Origin of the sequence: Bacillus sp. Bos-x628 (genome assembly GCF_040500475.1) — a bacterium.
Lineage (GTDB): Bacteria > Bacillota > Bacilli > Bacillales > Bacillaceae > Bacillus > Bacillus maqinnsis.
Map to the genome: position 1 here is coordinate 497,761 of NZ_CP159358.1, position 17,489 is coordinate 515,249.

At 38.7% G+C, this 17,489-nt stretch carries 24 protein-coding genes; 16 read left to right on the top strand and 8 right to left on the bottom strand.

All coding sequences use genetic code 11. The features are described from left to right. Window positions 1–4 precede the first annotated feature (4 nt). From ABVJ71_RS02700 to ABVJ71_RS02715, 4 genes are all read left to right on the top strand, one after another. Window positions 5–532 carry a phosphatidylglycerophosphatase A gene (locus ABVJ71_RS02700; protein ID WP_353855484.1) on the top strand — a complete coding sequence of 176 codons (528 nt, stop codon included), beginning with the start codon at window positions 5–7 and terminating at the stop codon, window positions 530–532. A 106-nt stretch (window positions 533–638) separates the two neighbouring features. Then, window positions 639–1,433, top strand: coding sequence for a thymidylate synthase (locus ABVJ71_RS02705; protein WP_353855485.1), 795 nt, complete (start codon window positions 639–641; stop codon window positions 1,431–1,433). Beyond that, window positions 1,430–1,918: a type 3 dihydrofolate reductase gene (folA, locus tag ABVJ71_RS02710; RefSeq protein WP_353855486.1), complete on the top strand. Its 489-nt coding sequence runs from the start codon at window positions 1,430–1,432 to the stop codon at window positions 1,916–1,918. The genes ABVJ71_RS02705 and folA overlap by 4 nt, the downstream gene beginning before the upstream one ends. 19 nt (window positions 1,919–1,937) lie before the next feature. Beyond that, window positions 1,938–2,561 carry a 1-acyl-sn-glycerol-3-phosphate acyltransferase gene (locus ABVJ71_RS02715; RefSeq protein WP_353855487.1) on the top strand — a complete coding sequence of 208 codons (624 nt, stop codon included), beginning with the start codon at window positions 1,938–1,940 and terminating at the stop codon, window positions 2,559–2,561. A 275-nt stretch (window positions 2,562–2,836) separates the two neighbouring features. Here the strand turns inward: ABVJ71_RS02715 and ABVJ71_RS02720 are convergent, their stop codons facing one another. Together ABVJ71_RS02720 and ABVJ71_RS02725 are read right to left on the bottom strand one after the other, a co-directional pair. Then, the gene (locus ABVJ71_RS02720; protein ID WP_353855488.1) at window positions 2,837–3,475 is read right to left on the bottom strand and encodes a hemolysin III family protein; all 639 of its coding nucleotides are present in this window, start codon (window positions 3,473–3,475) and stop codon (window positions 2,837–2,839) included. Window positions 3,476–3,488: 13 nt separating this feature from the next. Further along, window positions 3,489–4,388 (bottom strand): sigma 54-interacting transcriptional regulator, encoded by a 900-nt coding sequence (locus ABVJ71_RS02725; RefSeq protein ID WP_353855489.1) that lies wholly within the window; start codon window positions 4,386–4,388, stop codon window positions 3,489–3,491. A gap of 244 nt (window positions 4,389–4,632) precedes the next feature. Here ABVJ71_RS02725 and ilvA point away from each other — a divergent pair, with 244 nt between their 5' ends. The 7 genes from ilvA (at window position 4,633) to ypmT (ending at window position 9,454) form a co-directional block, all read left to right on the top strand. Further along, the gene (gene ilvA / locus ABVJ71_RS02730; RefSeq protein ID WP_353855490.1) at window positions 4,633–5,901 is read left to right on the top strand and encodes a threonine ammonia-lyase IlvA; all 1,269 of its coding nucleotides are present in this window, start codon (window positions 4,633–4,635) and stop codon (window positions 5,899–5,901) included. A gap of 37 nt (window positions 5,902–5,938) precedes the next feature. Further along, window positions 5,939–6,190 carry a YpmP family protein gene (locus ABVJ71_RS02735; RefSeq protein WP_353855491.1) on the top strand — a complete coding sequence of 84 codons (252 nt, stop codon included), beginning with the start codon at window positions 5,939–5,941 and terminating at the stop codon, window positions 6,188–6,190. A 178-nt stretch (window positions 6,191–6,368) separates the two neighbouring features. Continuing rightward, on the top strand, window positions 6,369–7,211 hold the full coding sequence (locus ABVJ71_RS02740; protein WP_353855492.1) for a DegV family protein: 843 nt from the start codon (window positions 6,369–6,371) through the stop codon (window positions 7,209–7,211). A 23-nt stretch (window positions 7,212–7,234) separates the two neighbouring features. Next, on the top strand, window positions 7,235–7,825 hold the full coding sequence (locus ABVJ71_RS02745) for an SCO family protein (protein ID WP_353855493.1): 591 nt from the start codon (window positions 7,235–7,237) through the stop codon (window positions 7,823–7,825). 69 nt (window positions 7,826–7,894) lie between these two features. Further along, a complete protein-coding gene (locus ABVJ71_RS02750; protein ID WP_353855494.1) occupies window positions 7,895–8,656 on the top strand; it encodes an SGNH/GDSL hydrolase family protein in 762 nt (253 codons plus the stop codon). 9 nt (window positions 8,657–8,665) lie between these two features. Further along, window positions 8,666–9,232: a YpmS family protein gene (locus ABVJ71_RS02755; RefSeq protein ID WP_353855495.1), complete on the top strand. Its 567-nt coding sequence runs from the start codon at window positions 8,666–8,668 to the stop codon at window positions 9,230–9,232. A 24-nt stretch (window positions 9,233–9,256) separates the two neighbouring features. Next, window positions 9,257–9,454 (top strand): protein YpmT, encoded by a 198-nt coding sequence (gene ypmT / locus ABVJ71_RS02760; protein WP_353855496.1) that lies wholly within the window; start codon window positions 9,257–9,259, stop codon window positions 9,452–9,454. 32 nt (window positions 9,455–9,486) lie between these two features. Here the strand turns inward: ypmT and ABVJ71_RS02765 are convergent, their stop codons facing one another. The 3 genes from ABVJ71_RS02765 to ABVJ71_RS02775 form a co-directional block, all read right to left on the bottom strand. Continuing rightward, complete coding sequence (locus ABVJ71_RS02765) at window positions 9,487–10,161, bottom strand: DUF4397 domain-containing protein (protein ID WP_353855497.1); 675 nt, start codon at window positions 10,159–10,161, stop codon at window positions 9,487–9,489. A 117-nt stretch (window positions 10,162–10,278) separates the two neighbouring features. Then, complete coding sequence (locus tag ABVJ71_RS02770; RefSeq protein ID WP_353855498.1) at window positions 10,279–10,539, bottom strand: DNA alkylation repair protein; 261 nt, start codon at window positions 10,537–10,539, stop codon at window positions 10,279–10,281. A 48-nt stretch (window positions 10,540–10,587) separates the two neighbouring features. Beyond that, a complete protein-coding gene (locus tag ABVJ71_RS02775) occupies window positions 10,588–11,025 on the bottom strand; it encodes a MarR family transcriptional regulator (RefSeq protein WP_353855499.1) in 438 nt (145 codons plus the stop codon). 142 nt (window positions 11,026–11,167) lie between these two features. On the opposite strand from ABVJ71_RS02775, the gene msrA reads away from it, so the two are divergent. Continuing rightward, window positions 11,168–11,701 carry a peptide-methionine (S)-S-oxide reductase MsrA gene (msrA, locus tag ABVJ71_RS02780; protein ID WP_353855500.1) on the top strand — a complete coding sequence of 178 codons (534 nt, stop codon included), beginning with the start codon at window positions 11,168–11,170 and terminating at the stop codon, window positions 11,699–11,701. Next, window positions 11,701–12,132, top strand: a complete 432-nt coding sequence (msrB, locus tag ABVJ71_RS02785) for a peptide-methionine (R)-S-oxide reductase MsrB (protein WP_353855501.1) — start codon at window positions 11,701–11,703, stop codon at window positions 12,130–12,132. The genes msrA and msrB overlap by 1 nt, the downstream gene beginning before the upstream one ends. 54 nt (window positions 12,133–12,186) lie before the next feature. Here the strand turns inward: msrB and ABVJ71_RS02790 are convergent, their stop codons facing one another. Further along, window positions 12,187–13,215, bottom strand: a complete 1,029-nt coding sequence (locus ABVJ71_RS02790; RefSeq protein WP_353855502.1) for an SDR family NAD(P)-dependent oxidoreductase — start codon at window positions 13,213–13,215, stop codon at window positions 12,187–12,189. A gap of 272 nt (window positions 13,216–13,487) precedes the next feature. On the opposite strand from ABVJ71_RS02790, the gene ABVJ71_RS02795 reads away from it, so the two are divergent. After that, the gene (locus tag ABVJ71_RS02795) at window positions 13,488–14,210 is read left to right on the top strand and encodes an acylneuraminate cytidylyltransferase (protein WP_353855503.1); all 723 of its coding nucleotides are present in this window, start codon (window positions 13,488–13,490) and stop codon (window positions 14,208–14,210) included. A 28-nt stretch (window positions 14,211–14,238) separates the two neighbouring features. Here ABVJ71_RS02795 and ABVJ71_RS02800 read toward each other — a convergent pair whose 3' ends face one another. Further along, on the bottom strand, window positions 14,239–15,201 hold the full coding sequence (locus ABVJ71_RS02800; RefSeq protein WP_353855504.1) for a DUF3880 domain-containing protein: 963 nt from the start codon (window positions 15,199–15,201) through the stop codon (window positions 14,239–14,241). A 15-nt stretch (window positions 15,202–15,216) separates the two neighbouring features. Next, window positions 15,217–15,618: a hypothetical protein gene (locus tag ABVJ71_RS02805; RefSeq protein WP_353855505.1), complete on the bottom strand. Its 402-nt coding sequence runs from the start codon at window positions 15,616–15,618 to the stop codon at window positions 15,217–15,219. 202 nt (window positions 15,619–15,820) lie between these two features. On the opposite strand from ABVJ71_RS02805, the gene cgeC reads away from it, so the two are divergent. Both cgeC and ABVJ71_RS02815 read left to right on the top strand, forming a co-directional pair. Then, window positions 15,821–16,141 carry a spore maturation protein CgeC gene (gene cgeC, locus ABVJ71_RS02810; protein ID WP_353855506.1) on the top strand — a complete coding sequence of 107 codons (321 nt, stop codon included), beginning with the start codon at window positions 15,821–15,823 and terminating at the stop codon, window positions 16,139–16,141. Window positions 16,142–16,157: 16 nt separating this feature from the next. Beyond that, on the top strand, window positions 16,158–17,453 hold the full coding sequence (locus tag ABVJ71_RS02815) for a glycosyltransferase family A protein (RefSeq protein ID WP_353855507.1): 1,296 nt from the start codon (window positions 16,158–16,160) through the stop codon (window positions 17,451–17,453). Window positions 17,454–17,489: the final 36 nt, after the last annotated feature.

Below are 17,489 nucleotides of genomic sequence, written 5' to 3' on the forward strand. Positions count from 1 at the left end.
CCAATTGAAAAAGTATACAATGAACGAAATGGTTCGCATTACAAAACAAATGTTAAACGAACGAGGAGTAAAGATTGAAGATATTGCACACATTGTGCTTAAGCTTCAAGAAAAATATAATCCGAATCTTCCACTTAGTGTCTGCATAGAAAATGTTGAAAAAGTGCTGAACAAGCGAGAAATTGTCCACGCAGTTTTGACAGGGCTTGCCCTTGATCAGCTGGCAGAACAAAAGCTTTTGCCAGAACCTTTACAGCACTTAGTTGAAACAGATGAGCCGCTATATGGAATTGACGAGATTATCCCACTTTCCATTGTGAACGTATATGGATCAATCGGTTTGACCAACTTCGGCTATTTAGATAAAGAAAAATTCGGCATCATTCGAGAATTAGATGAAGGACGTCCTGGGGAAGTGCATACTTTCCTAGATGACCTTGTTGCTGCGCTTGCTGCAGCAGCAGCAAGCCGCATTGCTCACTCTCACCAAGATATTAAGGATGAAGAGCAGGATCGAGTGAATCAAGTGTAAACGAAAAACATGTCTGCTTTTCTCATGAAGCAGGCATGTTTTTTTGTTTCAAGAAAAGCGGAAATAAGGTAAACTACAACAAGAACATAAATAAAGGATGAAAAAAATGAAACAATACAAAGAGTTGTGTCGTCATGTATTACAACATGGGGAAAAAAAAAGTGATAGAACAGGTACAGGTACAATAAGTACGTTCGGTTACCAAATGAGATTTGATTTACAGGAAGGATTTCCTCTATTGACAACGAAGAAATTACACCTGAAATCAATCATTTATGAGTTGCTGTGGTTTTTAAAAGGTGATACAAATGTCAAATATCTTCAAGAGAATGGCGTTCGCATTTGGAACGAATGGGCAGATGAAAATGGAGAACTAGGACGCGTGTATGGAGCTCAGTGGAGATCATGGCGCAGTGCGGACGGGAAGACAGTGGATCAGATCAGTCAGCTTATCCATGATATTGAGCATAACCCGAATTCAAGAAGACTGATCGTAAGTGCTTGGAATCCGGGAGAAATTGATCAAATGGCTCTACCACCATGTCATTGCCTGTTTCAATTCTATGTGTCAGACGGCAAATTATCTTGTCAGCTTTATCAAAGATCGGCCGACATCTTTTTAGGAGTGCCATTTAATATCGCTTCATATGCACTGCTAACGATGATGATTGCCAAAGTGACCAACCTTGAGCCGGGAGAGTTCATTCATACACTTGGCGATGCTCACATTTATCAAAATCATCTGCCGCAGGTGAAGATGCAACTAGAGCGCGAGGAACGCACGCTTCCTAAGCTTCGCATCACAAGAGATGTGAAGAGTATCTTTGATTTTACTTTCGATGACTTTGTGCTAGAGAACTACAATCCACATCCGCATATCAAAGGAGAAGTCAGTGTATGATTTCCATGATTGTGGCGACAGGAAAAGATAGAGTCATTGGTCAAGATAACCAAATGCCGTGGCATTTACCTGCTGATCTAGCCTATTTTAAAAAAGTGACAGACGGGCATACCATTGTCATGGGCAGGAAAACATTTGAATCCATTGGACGAGCACTGCCTAACCGCCGAAACATAGTATTAACCAAAAGTCCTTCTTTTCAAGCCAAAGGATGTGAAGTTATCCATTCAATTGCGGACATTTTAACGATAGGGAAAAATGAACAAGAATTATTTATCATTGGCGGGTCAAAACTATATGAAGAAATGATGCCGTATGCGGATCGTCTTTATATTACGCACATTCATCATTTTTTTGAAGGTGACCGTTACTTCCCTCATTACGATGAAGACGAATGGACGATTGTGTCACGCGAAAAAGGTCACAGTGACGAAAAGAACCCCTACAATTACGAATTTGTCATTTATGACAGAAAAGAAGGATAAATGAGTAGGAGGAGTACGGTTGTTTCGTTATTGGTTTTTAACGGTTTATATTGTTGTAACCTTTTTAAAAAGTATGAAGCATTTATACGATCATGAATTAACAGATCCCCGTATTTCCTATATGAAACGAATGCAGCTCATTCATGAGCATGCCAAAAAATTCACACGGGGATGTGTCGATCAATCAGGATCAGTCATTTCCATTCACCAGCAAAAGAAGTTGCCAGACGGACCAGTCATTTATGTGCATCGTGAGCTTAATTTGGTGACGACAACACTATTAATTGGACATCTTGAGAAGCCGGTCGCTTTTTTCGCTAAGCCGCAGCTTTTTCGCTATCCTATTTTAAAACAATGGCTGCAGAAGATGGCGGTTATCAATCAACATCAGACGGATGAGCAAATATTAGAAGAGGCAAAAGAACGACTCATGGCCGGTCAAAGCCTATTGCTCTCAGAGACATATTCAGCCTTTGCAGCTACGCTTGCCGAGGAACTAGCTTGTCCGCTTGTCCCCATTGAAACAAGTGGCACAGAACGTCTGTTAACGGGTAAGATTATAAAAAGACTGCGTCCAGTCAATGTTGATCTTCTTATCAAAGCGCCTGTTATGGTCAGTGATTATATCCAAAAGCGAGCATAAAAAACGTAATTGATCTCACAAAAAAAAACACCTTTAAGTTGAGAATCGGGTATAGCATACCTGAAAACAATTTAGAGGTGTTTTTTTATGAAGATAAGTTACCAATCAATGTAAAAAAGAGGCCGTTCGAATGACATAAGCTGGCACTCCGACTATAGTAATCAAAGTTGACATGAAACAGCCAGTCATCGAAAGAGTTCCGACAACTGGCTGTTTCATATGGTGTTTTACCCCCTGTATCAAAAATGGGGGCAGTTCCCAATAGATGCTAATTTTTAAGTAGCGGGGATGTTGATACAATAGAATAATACACAGAAAAACATGGCGACACTTCCGCAAAGAACAAAGCCATGCCAAATTGCATGATGATACGGAATTTTACGCCAAACGTAAAAGATGGTGCCAACAGAATATAAAATACCGCCTAACAGTAACAGACCAAACCCAGCTCCCGTTAATTGAATATAGAGAGGTTTGATAGCTATGATAATCATCCAGCCCATTAATAAATAAACGATGGTCGACACAATGATAAAACGTTTGACAAAAAAGATCTTAAAGACAATCCCACCTGCAGCAAGAGCCCACACAATCAGAAGAAGTGTATAGCCAAGCGCACCTTTTAACGGACCGAGTAAAAAGGGTGTATATGTACCGGCAATCAATACATAAATGGCAGAGTGATCTATTATTTCAAAAACATCTTTTGTTTTTTTGTGCTGAATGCTATGAAGAAGGGTAGAGCTCAAATAAAGGAGAAGCATAGATCCCCCAAAAATTGAAAAGCTAATAACATCCGTGACTGTTCCGTATTGAACAGCGAATAAAACGAGAAAGAATATGGCCGGGATAGATAAAATAACCCCGATGCCATGTGTAATGGCGTTTGCAATTTCTTCTTTTACAGTAAACAATGAATTTCCTCCTTTAATGAACCGGTATACAACTATCGAGCGACTTGAGGAATGAGAGACCTTCAAGTGTGATTTTTGTTCCGGCCCTGCCTCTCCCTTTTGTCACATAAGTTTTTCTTTCAAGGTCATCCAAACGGCTTCTGACCTGCTGAGGAGTCAGCGGGATATCACCTTGCTTGCTTAATTCAGATAAAATTCGCCTGCTTGCTGCTTCCCCTTTTTCATTCAGCGCTCTAGTGGTTTCAAGTAAAAAAATAAACTCTTGTTTTTCCATAAGTGTTAGCTGATGTTCTTCTTTTTTCTTTTTTACAGTGGTGTGATGAGGCAATAATACAAAAGGAGGCAAGTGATGTAAGAAAACAGTATCTCCTTCGAGAATCGCTCCAGCATAATGAATGATATTTTTAAGTTCTTGTACATTGCCTTCGAATGGATATTGCTCAAAGGCATCCCAAACACTTGGATCAATGTCAGGATGTAATTCAAGCTCTTGGAAGAAAGCGGTTGTTAAAACGGGAATATCGGTTTTTCTATCTGCTAAAGATGGAATGGACAGGTGAAGGACATTGAGTCGATAAAACAGTTCGGGTAAAAAAGTAGATGAGACTCTAAGTGCCTCTAAGGATAAAGACGAAGAAGCAATGATTTTTGTTTCATTTGAAGTCTCTAGAAAACGAATGACATGATGCTGCATCGGAAAACTTAATGCGCTGACTTCATCTAAATAGAGGACTTGGATCGCTTTTTCATGCAATGTTTTCTGTAAAATTTCTTCATTGATGTTTGGGCAATAAATGTGTTCAAGTATAATTTGAGAGGCTTTCGCCATTTCTTGAGCAAACAGTGTTTTTCCTGTTCCGATTTCTCCTGTAATCAAAACGGGTAATCGGCTATTGGTAAATTGTTTTGCCAAATGGATTGCATGCTTTATATCATGATGTTCTCCATATATGTGGGTAAACGGGCAATTTGCCATGTGGTGTTTCCTTTCTTTTTGGTTCTTATTGGTATAATTATAACACCCAAATGGAACGATTGCATAAAAAAACGATAAAGTTCATGAAATTGATGATAGAACCGTGATCTATCGGTTTATTTTTTGAATATTCATGTTATAATGACAAATTAAATAAAGTTAAAGAGAAAGGATCTTGTACATGAAACCGTTGCTCAAAGAAAACACGTTAATTCAAGTGAAAGACATTTTAAAAGCCCATCAAAATTTGAAGGATGTAGTCATTCATACACCGCTTCAAAAAAATGAGCGACTTTCTGAACGATATGAATGTAATGTCTACTTAAAAAGAGAGGATCTTCAAGTAGTTCGTTCCTTTAAATTAAGAGGCGCTTTTAATAAAATGAGCCAGCTCCCAAAAGAAAAACTCGAAAACGGCATTGTTTGTGCGAGTGCGGGAAACCACGCACAAGGAGTTGCGTATTCTTGTAAGTATTTAGGTATTCATGGGAAAATTTTCATGCCAGCCACCACACCAAGACAAAAAGTATCTCAAGTAGAGCTTTTCGGAAAAGAATATGTTGAGATTATTTTAACCGGAGATACCTTTGATGATTCATATCATAAAGCAGTGAAATGCGGGGATGAAGAGAAGCGTGAATTTATTCATCCTTTTGATGATCTAGACGTCATGGCAGGACAAGGAACGACGGCTGTAGAAATATTAAATGATATTGAAGTAGAGCCTCACTTTTTATTTGCAAGTGTCGGGGGCGGAGGTCTTTTATCAGGTGTCGGTACATATATCAAAAATATTGCACCAGAAACCGAGATCATCGCTGTCGAACCTCTTGGCGCTGCTTCACTCAATGCTTCCCATGAAAAGGGTAAGGTTGTGACACTTGATTCAATTGATAAGTTTGTTGATGGAGCAGCGGTTCAGCGGATTGGTGAGAAGACGTTTACGACACTTGAGTCCGTTGTAGATAAAATTAGTCTTGTACCAGAAGGGAAAGTTTGTACAACCATTTTAGAGCTGTATAATCAATGTGCAATTGTAGCTGAGCCGGCAGGAGCCCTGCCGATAGCGGCTTTAGATGCGCATCGTGAGGACATAAAAGGCAAAAATGTTGTCTGTATTGTCAGTGGGGGAAATAATGACATTGGCAGAATGCAAGAAATAAAAGAGCGTTCAATGATTTATGAAGGTCTTCAACATTATTTCATTGTCAATTTCCCGCAAAGAGCAGGAGCTCTCAGGGAATTTTTAGATGAAGTGTTAGGGCCAAATGATGATATTTCACGCTTTGAATATACAAAAAAGAATAATCGAAGCAAAGGTCCTGCGCTTGTTGGCATCGAATTAAAAGAAAGAGATGACTATACGGCGCTGATCGAAAGAATGAACAAAAAGGGTTTCCACTATGTTGAAGTAAATAAAGATCAAGATTTATTCCACCTATTGATTTAGGCTTAAAAGATATATTGGAAAAGAGGATTGATCGTTTGTGCTGCTCAAAACAATATGTTTTAGACGAATGGATGGTGCTCAAATCAAGGTAACAGAAGTACCTGTTCTTAGGGGAGATGAGACATATTGTTTCATGCTCACCTTTCGGCTTGAATCTTTCTTGAAAAAAATCTATGTATCTAAAGGAAAGAGGAATGTGTACTCTTTCAGAGAGAATTTGAAACGTAACGTCAAGTGGAGCACTTATGAACAGATTTATCAGCAGCCTACATTAAAACACAATGCGTAAGTTGGAATCTTTGTCAAAGAGTTAGCAGTCTTTGTGAAAGGACTGCTATGGCAAGGATTTTTTATATGAAGAGCGGAAATTGTGACAATTTCAAAAACGTTCTGAGAGTTGTTTTCAAGAATACATGAAATAAGGTATTATCAAAGGTAAAGACTAAGACAACAAGGATGAGACGATAGTGAAACAAATAAAAATTGTAACAGATTCAACTGCGGACCTTCAGAAAGAGAAAATAAATGAGCTTTCTATTCACGTGATTCCGCTTAATATATCAATTTCAGGAGTAGATTATATCGACAGAGTGAATTTACAGCCTGATGAATTTTTGAAAAAAATGGAGGCGGCTGACGATTTACCTAAAACATCTCAACCTGCAATCGGTCAATTTGTTGAATTATATGAACAACTGACGGCAGATGGCAGCGAAGTGATTAGTATTCATTTGACTGGTGGGATGAGTGGAACCGTTCAAACTGCTGAAAGCGCTTCTAAAATGGTGGATGGAAACATCACTGTCATTGATTCTACTTTTATTTCACAGGGACTAGGGTTTCAAGTGACCAAGGCAGCGGAACTTGCAAAAAGAGGGGCAAGCCGAGAGGACATCCTAAGAGAAGTAGAACGAATTCGTCATGAAACAAAGCTTTATGTCACAATTGATACATTAGAAAATTTAGTAAAGGGAGGAAGAATTGGGAGGGGGAAAGCGCTTATTGGTTCACTTCTTCATATTAAACCAATCGCAAGTCTGACAGATGGGGTGTACACTCCTGAAGCGAATGTCAGAAGTTATTCAGCGCTCGTCCGCTATTTAACCAAACAGTATGTTCAGGCAGTGAAAGGAAAGACTGTTCAGGCAGTTGGAATCGCTCATGCTGATGCATTAGAACTAGCTGAAAAGCTCAAAACAGCAATTCTTGATCATACACCTGATGTACCCATTGATATTGCCTACACAACACCAATAATTTCCTGCCATACAGGGAAGGGAGCAATAGGCTTTACTTTTTATACCGATTGATTGAAAAAGGGGATGTGCATATCATGTATTGGAAAAGGGGGGCTTTCCTTAGTACGCTGATGATGATCAGCGTGCTTCTTTTAGTCTCATGTTCGAATGGACAAATCAAAGATGCGTTAAATTACCAAATAGAGCCGTTTGAGTACCAAAACCAGGATGGTCAAAAGGTTTCACTCGATGATTTAAAGGGAAAAGTATGGGTTGCAGATTTTATTTTCACAAGCTGTAAAACCATCTGCCCGCCGATGACCGCTCATATGACAGAACTGCAAAAGCGATTGAAAGCAGAAAATTTGGATGCACATATCATATCTTTCAGTGTAGATCCTGAGGTTGACTCACCGAAGAAGTTAAAGACATTTGCTAAAGCATATCCATTAACCTTTGAAAATTGGGATTTCCTTACCGGATATTCTCAGTCAGCTATCGAAAAATTCGCCATGAAAAGTTTTAAAACCATCGTGAAGAAACCAGAAGATGAAGACCAAGTCATTCATCAATCTTTGTTTTTCCTTGTGAATCAAGAAGGCAAGGTCATGAAAAATTATGATGGTGTGCAAAATCCCCCTTATGATGAGATCATCAACGACATAAAAACATTAAGCCGCAGCTAGCATATTGATGTTCAAATGAGCGAAAACATGATACACTTTTTTAATCAGAAAAAGGAGGGACATCATCGTTTGAAGGCTCGTTTGATTTTCATTGTGATGTCTCTAGCTTTTGTTCTTTCTGCATGCTCTGCCAAAGAGGCTGGCATAAAGGATAAACTAGAAGACACACCAAAAGTAAAAGAACATATTACTATTGCAGCGGTCGGAGATTCCTTAACAGAAGGGATTGGAGATCTGAATAAAAAAGGATATGCAGGCATCACGGCAGATAAGATGGAAGCTGTGGATGGCGTGCAGTCTGTTACATTAAAAAACTATGCCATTAAAGGCAGTAGAACCGTAGATTTATTAAAAAGATTAAAAGAAAAAAAGGTTCAAGATGGGCTGAAAGACGCCGATTATATTTTCTTTACAATAGGTGGCAATGACTTAATGCACGTTGTTCGTCAAAATGTGCTTAATTTGACTTTTGCTCCTTTTCAAAAAGAGCAAGGTCCTTTTGAAGAACGGTTTAAAACGATTCTTGCTCAATTAAGAGAGTATAATGATCATGCCAAGATCATGTACGTAAGCATGTATAATCCTTTTAAGTTCAGTCTGTCTGAGCTAAGAGATATTGATGAAGTCGTTAAAGATTGGAATGCAGTTGCAAAGAAAGAATTAAAAAAAGACGGCAATGCAGATATGGTCAATGTAGCTGATCTATTTGAAGAGAAATCTGGTGAAAAATTACTGGCAGATGATGATTTCCACCCAAACCAAAAGGGATATTCTCTTATGGCAAATCGTTTATTCTCAGAAGTGAAAAAAGAAGGACTGCCGAAGGAATAGGGTGAAAATATGAAAAAATGGAAAAGCTTATTTTTTATTTTATTAACAATCAATTTAATCATTGTTCTCGCCTGTGGTATTCTAGTGTTGCTGCCGGGTGATCAATCAGCTTCAAAGCAAGCAGCAAAAAGTGAGTATTCTTTTAACATTTCCAGCTCAAAGGAGTCACTGACCAGCTTTGTCAATGATTACTTGAAAAATCAAGGATCAAGTGATACCCCTGACTTTCATGTGGAGATTGATCAAGATGTGAAAGTGACAGGAGCGATTAAAGCCTTCTCTTCAACTATTAATGCTAATGTGTCATTTACACCAACTGTTGAAGATAATGGAGACGTCTTACTGAAAGTGGATGACTTTTCAATTGGTCATTTGAGCATTCCGATCAGTTTTGTTTTAAGTTATATGGGTCAGTTTTATGAACTGCCTGAATTTGTTCATGTGAAACCAGATCAAAAAACCATTGAGGTTCGCCTTTCAGAGATGCCTCTTACAAATGAAATGTATGTCAAAGCGAACAAAATTGATCTTGAGAATGATAAAATTGAATTTTCATATTATCATCCACAACAATAGAATGTGCTAGATAGGGGTGAAATCATGAAGCGAGTCTATCAATATTTTAGTTTGCTGTCGCTTTTATTTGCTGCATACTTTGGCATCACTGCTGCCATTGATTTAAAAGCGGGAAATATCGATCAGTTCTACTTAAATATTGCCTATTGTGCACTATTTTTAGGTCTCATGATCCTTGCTTTTGATTTTCAGAAACATGAAAAAGCAGAAGACGCATCATAAAAAGAGCTTTTTCCAATAGGAAAAGGCTCTTTTTACGTTTGACCAGCTAAGACAACCTTTGCCATTAGCTCTGGGTCTCCATTAGCAAAGCCGTGAAGAAAAATGAGGTATGCACGGTTTTTTTGAAGATGGACTTTAGGGATATCAAGCAACACACTGTTTGTACCGGATGCTTTTAGTTCAAAATGATATTTATTCGGTGAGAAATGATGAACTTGACTGCTGATCACATAACCAAGATCCTTTGATAATAAGCCTTGATCTCGCTCATATATATCAATGTAAGGGAGGTCTGGAGAAAGCTGGACAAATGTTAGTGCTGCCAGTTCATTCTGTTTGATGAGACTGCTTTTGGACTCTGTCAGTAGTGCAAGACCTGTATGAACCCCTGTTATACATAATGTGTAAATCTCGCTTCCCATTAAAGCCATGCGCGAAAAAAGAATTCTTTCTTTGGTGACAAGATGGAAAACTTCTATTTCATATAGTCCTTCTTCCCACTCCATATAAGTTGTCAGCTTCCCATAAAGGATTTTCTTAGATACAGGCTGAGCGTTAACATATACAGCGAGCTCACTTAGATCGGGTGCAGCGTGAAGAATTCGGATGATGGCTTTCTGAGAAGTCTCATGCAGCTTGGTCTTCTCACCAGGAATCGAGGAAGATTGATTGTACTGAAAATCGTTCGCATCAAAGAGCTGCTGCATATCAAATCCCCTTCTTTCTCAAACGGTATTGTTTTTGTAGCATATGCATCAAAAGGACGATCTGTATAGGCAATATAAACAAACAAAAAGCCTGACGTTTTCCGTCAGACCAGCATGTTAAGAAGGAGAGGAATATGGATGATATTCAGCAAGCTTAATGAACGTTTTTTCATCCTCGATTAAACCGCACACACCACATTGTACTTTCATGTGAGGACCTTGATAGCTCATATGAAAAGGGGAGAGCTGATCATTTTCATACGTTTCTACTACTGCTCCAGTTGCAGGATCAAGCTTCACAGGTTCCGAAAGCTGTTGAATGAGATTAAAGCGCGTTCTGTTTGTTTTACAGTTTGGACAAAGATATGGGCTTGTCATGTTTTCTAAACACCTCTTTTTTCCCTAGCTTGTCCTAAGCGCTAGAAATTATGCTTCATCCTTTTGACTTTTATCAAGCTTTTTGAATAATTTGATCATCGTTTTGAGTTCCTCATCATCAAATGATTCAAAGCGCTCCATAAAGTATTCAGTTTTCTTTTTCTCAAAATGCTCAGTAATTTCCTTTCCCTTATCGGTTAAATGGATTTTGATGATGCGGCGATCCTCTTTAGAACGAATTCGCGTGATCCAGCCTTTTTCAACAAGTGTGTCGGTCACTGCTGTAATATGGCTTGCTGACACCCCAAGAATCGAAGCGAATTCCGTCACTTTTTTCGCACCTTGTTCACGAAGAAGATTTAATATGAGAAATTCATTCCGAGATAATTCGTTTTCGAGCAGGCTGTTAATTTCATAACGAATCTGCTTAAATACGGTTCTCAGTAAATTATCCATTTCATACATCATTTGTTTTCTTTGTTCCAACTCATTAAACCCCCATTATATAGTAAGATACGAACTTTAACTGTGATCTTCTGATTTTAGGCAAATAAGTCGTATCATTTTCATTATTTTTTATCATGTTATAATATGATGATACCATTTTTTAAATGAAGGGGGCACTATTATGTCTGAAAAACAAGAATTAGCCACATTTGCCGGAGGCTGTTTCTGGTGTATGGTGAAGCCTTTTGATGAGCAGCCAGGCATTATCAAAGTGGAATCAGGGTATACTGGCGGACATACAGTGAATCCGACCTACGAGGAAGTATGTACAAATACAACTGGTCATAGAGAAGCGGTTCAAATTACATTTGACCCTGGAGTTTTTCCATATGAGAAGCTATTAGAACTGTATTGGCAGCAAATTGATCCAACGGATGATGGAGGTCAATTTGGTGACAGAGGGGAATCTTACCGTACAGCGATTTATGTGCATAATGAGAAACAACGAGAGCTTGCAGAGAAGTCTAAAGAAAAGCTGAGTCAAAGCGGAATTTTTCAAAAACCAATCGTGACAGAAATTTTAGACGCTGGACCTTTTTATCCTGCTGAGGAATATCATCAGCATTATTATAAAAAGAACAAACTTCACTACGAACGATATCATGTCGGTTCAGGAAGAGCAGGTTTTATTCAATCACATTGGAGTGATAAATAATGGAAAATGAAAAAAAGCAGCGTGTCCAAGAATTAAATCGTATGCAATACGAGGTGACACAAAATAATGGCACAGAGCCGCCGTTTCAAAATGAATATTGGGATCACAAAGAAGAAGGCATTTATGTAGATATCATTTCAGGAAAGCCGTTATTTTCTTCTTTAGATAAGTTTGATGCACATTGTGGTTGGCCAAGTTTTACTAAGCCGATTGAAGAGCAAGAAATAGAAGAGAAAGTAGATACGAGTCATGGCATGGTTCGGACGGAGGTTCGTAGTAAAACGGCTGATTCTCATCTTGGTCATGTATTCCCTGATGGCCCAGGACCAAACGGTCTTCGTTACTGTATTAATTCTGCCGCTCTTAGATTTATACGAAAGGAAGATCTTGAAAAAGAGGGCTATGGCCATTTGAAACATATGTTTGAATGATCTATAAACAAAGAATCGTCACATGGAAAGCAGATGCTTTCGTGTGACGATTTTTTATTTTTTATGATGGGTGTGATGTAATTGCTCAATAATATGAAATAGCTTTGCTTTTGTGATGAGTGGCGCTTCTTTTGACGTGTAATGGGTCAGTTCCACTTTTTGAAAAGTTGGATGCAAGTCTGGTTTTGGTAATATGGCATAAAACTGTTCATATTCGTATAGTGTCTCTGCCTCGTGTGGAAATGTCAGCTCCTCGTGAAGCTTTTCTCCTGGCCTTTTCCCGACGACAAGAATGTCTGGGACTGCGACCTTGATTTGTTCAGCATACTCGTGAAAAGCTTTCAATAAATCTGCAAGCTGTAATGACTCCATTTTGAGAATAAATGTTTCTCCGCCTTTCATCATCATCGCTGCTTCAATCGTGAGAGAGACAGCCTCTTCAATCGACATGAAAAAACGTGTCATGACTGGATCTGTCACGGTTAGAGGTTTTCCTTTTAACAGTTGCTCGAGCATGATGGGAATGACAGAACCTCTTGATCCAAGTACGTTGCCAAAGCGCACGGAGCAAAACTTAGTTTTTTGATTTGGAATACTGTCGTTTGCTTGGAAAAAAAGTTTCTCTGAAATCAATTTTGTTGCACCCATTGCATTAGTTGGAGCCACTGCTTTGTCTGTTGAAATGTTGACAACATGACTTACTTCATGTTCAATCGCTGCTTCTATGACATGCTGCCCGCCGATAATATTGGTTTGGACCGCTTCAAACGGGTTATCTTCACATGTTGGGACTTGTTTTAAGGCGGCTGCATGAAAGATGATGTCAACACCTTTCACTAGCTGTCTGACGCGGCTGGCATCTCGAACATCCCCAAGAGCAAATACGACCTCTGGATGCTCTGCATATTCATTTTTCATCATGTACTGTTTGCTGTCATCTTTGCTGAATACAATCATTTTTTTTGGAGAACATTTCGTTAGTTTTTTGACGATTTGCCGGCCGATTGATCCCGTGCCTCCTGTGACTAAAATGGTTTTGTCACGAAAAAAGGTCTTCATACTCGTTTTTATCTGTTTGGACATATCTAATCCCCCAACTCTCATTTCTCTACTTTGCATCATATGTGAAACAATGTCTGACGTTTGAGGAAAAGAACCACTTTATACATAAATTAGGTAAACAGATTATAACTTTCCGGTTGTATTTTTAATAGAATATGGAGAGACAGAAGAAAAAATAGAAAGAACGGAAGTCAGCAAAGCTTCAATACTGCCATCAGCTCGATGACAATTGAAAAAGTAGAGGGAGCTTTTTCGTGAAACATTGAGTTATGAGCGAGGGGAGAAGAGAATACATGTATAGGGGAAAGCGTATTTTAGCCTTGATACCAGCTTTTAGAGAGAAGCAAGATCAACATTATGAACATATCCGTTTATTGGCGCATCGGCCGCTCATCTATTGGACGATCCAGCCGCTACTCCAAATGGTCGAGTTAGATGAGATCATCGTTTCCTCAGAGGATGTGAATATTCACATCATTTCGTCCTACTATGGAGCAAACGTTATAGAACTGCCGGACTCGCATCTGACTGAACAAACACCTTCGTTACTGGCAGTCAAGCATGCACTTGCTTACTTAGAAAGAGAGGGGAAGACATTTGACATTGTATTGTATCTACACCCAAAGTCTCCTCTCAGGCAGCCATCAGATATTGAGAGATGCTTGAAGCTTCTTGTAGAGGGAGGGTATGATTGTACGGCATCTTTTACCGAGGCGCTAGAAAATCCGAATGAAACATGGATACTGCATGACAACAATGAGGCGACTTTGTATAAAGACAACCATTACTTTTTCCTTCCAAAGCATGAGCATCCTTATACGTATGGTCGCTTAAATGGTGCTGTGTATGCTTTTCATGCTCATTATGCAAAGGAATGTGTTCACTCCTTGTTAGAAGGATTTGTTGGAGCATATATGATGGATCAAACAAATTCGTTAGTCGTAAATAATGAGACAGACTTGAATCAAGCAGAAAAAGTGTTATTGGCAAGACGCAATTTGGAAGATATGGTTTAAAATTCAATTGTACAAGAAAAGCGCCCGATCATAGGGCGCTTTTGACCATTTCATATAATCTGTAAGGCAGTGTATCAAATGTATTCCAACTGACCACTTGCTCATAATTTTTCGAGGATATAGACCTTCTTATCTCATCATTTGATACATAATATTCGACTTGTTCGATCAAGTCATCTTCTTGTTTGTAAAATACGAAGCTTGAAAAAGCATCTGGGGGCTCTAAATCTGTCAACTGAAAACTTCCACTAGCAGCAATATCAAAAGCTCTGTTGTTCAGACTCTTGTTTTGAATCATTGCTTTGTTTCGGTTATAGGCAAATTGAGCGGGTCTGTGCGGATTAAGAACAATTGCTGACCTATGATAAAGTTCGGCCATTTGATGAGGACTCAACCAATTGGTCTCAAGCGTCAGATCACGATATATTCTCCGTGATTTATTTAAATGGATGTGCCATTTATTTCCTGCAACTAGAATACGCCATTTACGTTGACTTAACAATGCATCTACTGCCTTTATGCGATTTGGATAAGGATAACCAACGAGTGTAATGTCATAGGTGTACGTCTCAGCTTGCGCCACTTTCTTCTGAAATATTCGTGTATTTGTCGGAATGGGAAAGTAGTGCGTAGATTTAGCACCTATTTGTTTGTAAAAAGGTAATGCGCCTTCGTCAATCGTTAAAATCATTTGTGCATCATGTGCACAGATGGCTGACACATCTGTATAAAAAGGGTCTTCTGTCATCCACAATACGACAGGTATCTTTTCTTGTCTGAATTGATGGAGCGCTTCTTTTGGAACATAATCACCGATCATCATGAAAACAAAATCCGGAGAAAATGTCCGGACTTTGTGAATTTGCGCCAGCAGAGATTCTCTTTCAATCTGTAAAAATGAAAAAGGTGAATCAATGAAGCTTTCTTCTATCCAACGATCAAATGTTTGATAAATCCCGCCATAGCCAGAACTGATATAAAGAAGCTTCATAACAGCCCCATCACATTAAGATGTGAACGTAACACTTTCAACTTTATCAACATCTAATAGAGTTGTGGCAGAGCCTGTAGGCGTAACAGAGCTTTCCTGTGTGACAAAAACGATCCCAACTGAAGCATTGAATGATACAAATTGAACTGGCCCAATTAAGTCTCCAGAGTCTGTCACAATACTAATGACTGTGCCTGGTGCAAGTCTTGCGAAAATCCATCTTGCTGGTCGAGAGACATCGAGTGTTGAAGCATCATTTGAAAATAATGCTTCAGATGCTACTTCGCTTAATAAATCGTTTAATTTATTTTCCACAAGTACTCCTCCTTCTTCGAGATTGTCTGTTAAAGCATGACCAAGTGGTTTGAAGATTATTTTTAATAGTTCTTTTTTTAACTCGGCACGATTAATGCTCATTCCTCCCCCTCCTTTTTCATCAATTCAAACACACCAATATGTATATGCTGTTCACTTTTTTTTGGTATAAGCAGAATGCTTATTCCTTGTTTTTTTATTTAATCATTTCACACATTTTCAAAAATGTTTTCAAATGCTGAGACTAAATGATGTAATCCTCATACTCTAGTAAAGATTAAATGAAAAGAGAGAGGGATTTTAAATGGAATTTGAACAATTATTAAATAACTGGAACGAAGAATTACTAGAAGCTGAAGGAGTGCTTGAAGTTATATTCATTTTGCTTCTTCTATGTCTTTTGGAAGAAAATGGAGAAGAAAGCGCATCGGAGATCAAAGAATTGCTGCGTCCTTGGTTGGAGCTTGGTATTCCGCTGCCGCGTGTTCATTTAGTAAATGGAGATGTGCTTCAAAATGTGATAGTTGTGCAATTGTTTGATACAGTGGCTGTTTTTAAGAATGCAACAAATCAGCAAAGAGTGAGCGTTCCTTTTGCGAACATTGTCAGTTGGGGTGCTTTTTAATCTAATTTAAAGGGAAATGATTATGAAGGTATCGGTGATTTTAACAAGCTACAATAAGCCTGATTTCATTGATCGTGTGCTAAAAAGTATGATGGAACAAACGTATCAACAGTGGGAGCTTTTGATTATGGATGATGGTTCCGAGCCAGAAACAATGAAAAAGATCGAACCATTTTTAGCCGATGAACGCATTCAACTGTATCCACACAGCGTTCCACCTGCAAAGCGACTTGTCACCGTACGTTATGCGACGCTTATTAATGAAGCTTTAACACGTATAACAGGTGAGCTTATTTGTTATTTAACCGATGATACACTATATCACAATGATCGTTTGCAGAAAATGGTGGATGTTTTTCGTTCAAAGCCTTATATAGATATCGTCTATTCCTCACAGCGTGTGGTCCATGTTGATAAGCATCTAGTGGAAACTATGACTTTTGTCCGTGAAGCGGAACAAATTCTAGAGCATGCGTCATTTCAAGTTGATCACTGTTCGGTCATGCACAGAAGGCGTTTGCTTCCTTTCGTATATGAGAAATTCGAGCAATATTGGGATGATGAGCCGAAGCATTGGCATCATGCAGATGCTGTTTTTTGGATGCGGTTAAATCAGTTTGCTGCATTTTATCCATTAAAAGATGTTCTCGATACAACGTACAAAACACCTAGCTCCTTTCATCACATGTTTTCAAGTATGCCGTATGATGTAATTGACGGGACCGTGATTGAAAAAGAAGGTGCTTATTTTCAACTGGCTCGTGAGAAGCTTTATTCGATTAATCGGCGATGGATCAATGAAAAGCATGGGCGTGCGATTCGTGTTCCTTTGTTATGTGTGATGAAATATGAGGTAAAAGGTGCGCTACCAGTGCCAAATTATACAGTAGTCACCGCAGATAATGGAAGAACATTTTATTATATTGAAGATCAGAAAAAAAGACGATTTTATTCAAAACGAGATGTTCAATATTTTCAATTTCACCAAAAGGAAATTTATCGCATATCCGATGATCTATTGCAGGCGTTTGATGATGGCAAAATCATTCAAGCATCCCCAGAATTCAGCCCGCCAAATCGCCGTCTTTTTAAGTGGAAACAGGATATTTATTTATTTGTGCATCATACCTTTTGCCGTATTGCCCTAGAGGTAGTCAAATTATTTGCATTTTATCATCAGCCGATTAAGCTATACCCTGCCCAATTTGCTTTATTCCAAGAAGGAAAGCCGATTGTCCCGTTATACATGGAATCGCTTCACGAATTTAATATGTCTCTTTATCAATTGTCAGGGCGGAAGCACTCCTTATAAGAGGGGTGCTTTTTTAGATCAAGATTTGAAAAAAAG

Excerpts from the sequence above, each read along its gene's own strand:
- ABVJ71_RS02755 (WP_353855495.1), top strand. The coding sequence starts at position 8,666 with ATGAAAAAATGGAAAAGCTTATTTTTTATTTTATTAACAATCAATTTA.
- ABVJ71_RS02745 (WP_353855493.1), top strand. The coding sequence starts at position 7,235 with ATGTATTGGAAAAGGGGGGCTTTCCTTAGTACGCTGATGATGATCAGC.
- ABVJ71_RS02765 (WP_353855497.1), bottom strand. The coding sequence starts at position 10,161 with ATGCAGCAGCTCTTTGATGCGAACGATTTTCAGTACAATCAATCTTCC.
- folA (WP_353855486.1), top strand. The coding sequence starts at position 1,430 with ATGATTTCCATGATTGTGGCGACAGGAAAAGATAGAGTCATTGGTCAA.
- ABVJ71_RS02770 (WP_353855498.1), bottom strand. The coding sequence starts at position 10,539 with ATGACAAGCCCATATCTTTGTCCAAACTGTAAAACAAACAGAACGCGC.
- cgeC (WP_353855506.1), top strand. The coding sequence starts at position 15,821 with ATGGAATTTGAACAATTATTAAATAACTGGAACGAAGAATTACTAGAA.
- ABVJ71_RS02790 (WP_353855502.1), bottom strand. The coding sequence starts at position 13,215 with ATGTCCAAACAGATAAAAACGAGTATGAAGACCTTTTTTCGTGACAAA.
- ABVJ71_RS02815 (WP_353855507.1), top strand. The coding sequence starts at position 16,158 with ATGATTATGAAGGTATCGGTGATTTTAACAAGCTACAATAAGCCTGAT.
- ilvA (WP_353855490.1), top strand. The coding sequence starts at position 4,633 with ATGAAACCGTTGCTCAAAGAAAACACGTTAATTCAAGTGAAAGACATT.
- msrB (WP_353855501.1), top strand. The coding sequence starts at position 11,701 with ATGGAAAATGAAAAAAAGCAGCGTGTCCAAGAATTAAATCGTATGCAA.
- msrA (WP_353855500.1), top strand. The coding sequence starts at position 11,168 with ATGTCTGAAAAACAAGAATTAGCCACATTTGCCGGAGGCTGTTTCTGG.
- ABVJ71_RS02805 (WP_353855505.1), bottom strand. The coding sequence starts at position 15,618 with ATGAGCATTAATCGTGCCGAGTTAAAAAAAGAACTATTAAAAATAATC.
- ABVJ71_RS02800 (WP_353855504.1), bottom strand. The coding sequence starts at position 15,201 with ATGAAGCTTCTTTATATCAGTTCTGGCTATGGCGGGATTTATCAAACA.
- ABVJ71_RS02795 (WP_353855503.1), top strand. The coding sequence starts at position 13,488 with ATGTATAGGGGAAAGCGTATTTTAGCCTTGATACCAGCTTTTAGAGAG.
- ypmT (WP_353855496.1), top strand. The coding sequence starts at position 9,257 with ATGAAGCGAGTCTATCAATATTTTAGTTTGCTGTCGCTTTTATTTGCT.
- ABVJ71_RS02705 (WP_353855485.1), top strand. The coding sequence starts at position 639 with ATGAAACAATACAAAGAGTTGTGTCGTCATGTATTACAACATGGGGAA.